This is a genomic window from Microcystis sp. M53602_WE12 (assembly GCF_030065455.1).
Classification (GTDB): Bacteria; Cyanobacteriota; Cyanobacteriia; order Cyanobacteriales; family Microcystaceae; genus Microcystis; species Microcystis aeruginosa.
In genome coordinates this window covers 1-3,970 of the sequence record NZ_JASJFB010000075.1, presented here as the reverse complement: position 1 = coordinate 3,970, position 3,970 = coordinate 1, and the positions used below count along the sequence as shown (strand labels likewise).

The following is a 3,970-nucleotide window of genomic DNA, read 5'->3' as shown; positions in this document are numbered from 1 at the left end:
GGTAGCCAACTGGACAAATACGCCCAAGATTGGCTAACTCGTTTCCCCATGCAGGATTGGGTCGGTGGTCGTACATCAGAACTATCCGCCGTCGGTCTTCTCCCGGCCGCTTTGCAGGGTATCGACATTGATGAAATGTTAGCCGGGGCCAAAGAAATGGACATCGCCACCCGCGTCCATAACCTGAAAAAAAATCCTAGCGCCCTACTTGCTCTAGCTTGGTATCATGAGGGCAATGGCAAGGGAGAGAAAGATATGGTGATTCTGCCCTACAAAGACAGTCTCTATCTCTTTAGCCGCTATCTGCAACAATTGGTCATGGAGTCCCTGGGTAAAGAAAAAGACCTCGATGGGAATAAGGTTTACCAAGGTATCGCCGTCTATGGTAACAAAGGTTCCACGGACCAACACGCCTACGTCCAACAATTACGAGAAGGTGTTCCCAATTTCTTCGCTACTTTTATTGAAGTGTTAAAAGACCGACAAGGAGATTCCCTGGAAGTGGAAACCGGCTCCACTGCCGGTGATTTTCTCTCAGGATTACTGCAAGGTACTCGACAAGCTTTATACGAAAATAGTCGTCACTCTATCACTATCACGATCCCAGAGGTTACTCCCCGTCAGGTAGGGGCCTTGATCGCCCTCTACGAACGGGCCGTTAGTTTCTATGCTAGTTTAGTTAACATTAACGCCTACCATCAACCCGGGGTAGAAGCAGGGAAAAAAGCCGCCGCTTCTATTCTGGATTTACAAAGAAAAATCGTGCAAGTTGTTCGGGAAACGGGAACTTCTCTTGACCTAGCCACTCTAGCGGCCAAAATCGGCGCTAGTGACCAAGTTGAAGCCATCTATAAAATTGTCCGTCATCTCAACGCTAATCGGCGCAGTTTAACTATTACCGGCGATTTAAGTAAACCGGAAACGATCCAAATCTCTGCACGCTAATCAGGAGCCTGGAGTCAGGAGTCAGGTGTTGAGGGTTGGGGTTTTGGGGTTTTGGGGTTTTAGTTCAATTTCCCCACTTCCCACTTCCCACTTCCCCACTTCCCCATCTCCCCACTTCCCCATCTCCCCAATTCATAATTCATAATTCATAATTCCTACTTCCCCACTTCCCCACTGAATATAACTAACCATGGAAATGCTAGAAAACCTGAAAATGGCTTTTTCCGCTTTGATGGGCAATAAACTGCGTAGTGGTCTGACCATGCTAGGAATTGCTATCGGTAACGCTTCCGTCATTGCCCTAGTGGGAGTGGGTGAAGGAGCGCAAAAAGTCGCCCTCGAGCAGTTTGAAGCCCTCGGTCCGAATGTTTTATTTGTTTCCACCTCCTCGCGCAATGTCCGGCGGACAATTCCTAATCCCCGGCCTCTCACCTACGAAGATGCTCAAGCGATCGCATCTCAAGTTCCCTCCATTGCCGCCATTTCTCCCGAATTGAGCGGTAAAAGAATTTTATCCTTCGGTAATAGAACCAGTAATAGCCCCCTAATCGGGGTGGGAGCCGAGTACCTAAACGTGCGTAACCGTCAACTATCTAAAGGTAGATTTATTATGGAATCTGACCTGAAACGGGATAATCGGGTGATTGTCTTGGGATCGGAATTAGCCAAAAATCTCTTTGGTAATCGCAATCCCGTGGGCGAAAATCTTCGCATCGGCAATCTTAGTTTTCAAGTTATTGGAGTTTTACAGGCGAAAGGCTCCTTATTTGAGACTAATCAGGACGATCGAGCCTTAATTCCCCTAACTACCATGTCTAATCAGGTTCAAGGCCGCAGAGCTATCTATGGCATTCCCCTGACTCATATTTCTGTCTTGGCCAAAAACTCTGCCCAAATTAAAGCCGCTCAGTTTCAGATTAGCAACCTGCTGCAAATGCGTCATCAGGTCAGCGACGAGAATTATGTGCAGGTTTTCCCCCAAACCGCAGTCCTAGAAATGACCAAAGAGACTAACGAGAGTTTAACTAGAATGTTAGCCTCGATCGCCAGTATTTCCCTTTTTGTCGGGGGAATCGGTGTCATGAATATTATGCTCGTGTCAGTCACGGAAAGAACCCAAGAAATCGGGTTAAGAAAGGCTTTAGGAGCGAAAGAAGGGGATATAAAAGGTCAATTTCTGATTGAATCGGTGATTTTAGCCACCACTGGCGGAATTATCGGGATTTTTGTCGGCATTCAAGGAATGTATCTAGCGGGAATTTTTGCCGCTTTAACCACCAGTGTCTCAATCCCTGCGATAATTCTCGCTTTAGGAGTTTCTAGTGCCATCGGTCTAATTTTCGGTGTTGTTCCCGCTCATCGTGCCGCTAAATTAGACCCAATAGTTGCTTTGAGAAGATTATAGTTTTTCTAGTTCTTGTCCTGACCTCGGGATTCTATACCCGCATCCGTTGCCGTAAAGCCCTCCGCTTGGGCTAATATTTGTAGATTATGGGCTATGGAGGCGAAGGAATCGGCGGGATATTCGATTAAAGTGGCGGAATCGAGAAAAGTTTCCACTCCCACGGGACAACCCAAATAATCAGCCACCGCTTTTGGAGTAGTGGAACCGAGGAGAATAGTTCCCGATTGTCTCACAGAAGATAGCTTTTCCCAAGGCTCATCGATCATCAAAGATAAATGGGTGGGAGCAAAAAGATTCGATAATTCGATCGCTTTCTCCAATGATTCCACCACCACGATTAAACCATAATGAGCGATCGCTTTTTCCGTTAACAATCTCTGGGGATGTACCTGTAACTGTTTTTGCACTTCTTCCTGTACTATTAAAGCCAAAGCCTTATCCGTCGTCAATAAAATCGCTGCCGCTAGGGAATACTGTTCCGCTTGCGCTAATAGATCTAGGGCTAACTGTCTGGGATTAGCTTGATTATCGGCAATAATAACTAAATCAGAAGTAATAGAGAGATAATCGATTTTTACATGGTCAGAAACCAGTTTTTTAGCCAAATTAGTATAAAAATCACCTATTCCGGCAATCATCTCCACGGGAGCGATCGTTTTTGTGCCGTAGGCTAAAGCGGCGATCGCCTGTGGTCCAGCCACCCGATAAATCTCACTAATACCCACCGATTGGGCTGCCACTAAAATCGCCGGATGGATGCGTAAATCCTCATCGGCAGGAGATACCATGACAATCCGTTTAACCCCCGCTATTTTGGCAGGAATCGCCTGTTGGAGCAATAAACTGAGATAGGCCCGTTTCCCATCGGGAACGACAATTCCCACGCTGTTAACCGGTTGATAACGTTTCCCCCGAACCGTACCATCCTCAGGAAACTGGACCCAAGCTTTGGGAAGACGCTGACGATGAAAAGCCTCCATTTTTTCACAGGCAACGGCGATCGCATTTAATAAATCCTGCGACACCTGTTGATAAGCAGCATCAAGTTCCGAGCCACTCACCTTTAGTTGTTGTAGATTAAGGGACTGTTGGTAGAATTTTTCCGTATAATCCACCAACGAGCGATCGCCAGTAAGTCGCACCTGATCGACAATCTCTCGGACAAGCGATTCTTTTTCCCGAATTTCCGGATCGTCGAACCGTTCCCGAATTCGTCTCAGTTCCGTTCTGGCTGACCATGGCTCTGTGATAATTCGCAACATCGAGCTATTATCCTCTAGGGGCGAAACGAGATTAAAAAGTTTTCACTCCTCACACTCTAGCTTATCGCTTTCAATCTTGACCGGGGAGGGAGACCGAGTCAGTTATTTTAGCCGTCGGTAGGCAGGAGTCAGAAAATAGGGTGATAGGGTTTTGGGGTGATAGGGTTTTGGGGTGATAGGGTGATGAGACAGCTTCCCCAATTCCCCAATTCCCCAATTCCCCACTTCCCCACTTCCCCACACCCCACACCCTACACCCTACACCCCACACCCCACACCCTACACCCCACACCCTACACCCCACACCCCACACCCTACACCCTACACCCTACACCCCACACCCTACACCCCACACCCC

General features: G+C 47.5%; 3 protein-coding genes. 2 read left to right on the top strand and 1 reads right to left on the bottom strand.

Annotated features, from left to right (window positions below):
• Together PX482_RS03330 and PX482_RS03325 are read left to right on the top strand one after the other, a co-directional pair.
• Positions 1 to 945: phosphoglucose isomerase-related protein (locus PX482_RS03330; RefSeq protein ID WP_502888552.1), on the top strand; the 945-nt coding region annotated here is incomplete at its 5' end.
• 190 nt (positions 946 to 1,135) lie between these two features.
• Positions 1,136 to 2,350: an ABC transporter permease gene (locus tag PX482_RS03325; RefSeq protein ID WP_002757374.1), complete on the top strand. Its 1,215-nt coding sequence runs from the start codon at positions 1,136 to 1,138 to the stop codon at positions 2,348 to 2,350.
• Between the two features lie 5 nt (positions 2,351 to 2,355).
• On the opposite strand, the gene hisD is transcribed toward PX482_RS03325, so the two are convergent.
• On the bottom strand, positions 2,356 to 3,612 hold the full coding sequence (gene hisD, locus PX482_RS03320) for a histidinol dehydrogenase (RefSeq protein WP_002757372.1): 1,257 nt from the start codon (positions 3,610 to 3,612) through the stop codon (positions 2,356 to 2,358).
• Positions 3,613 to 3,970 lie beyond the last annotated feature (358 nt).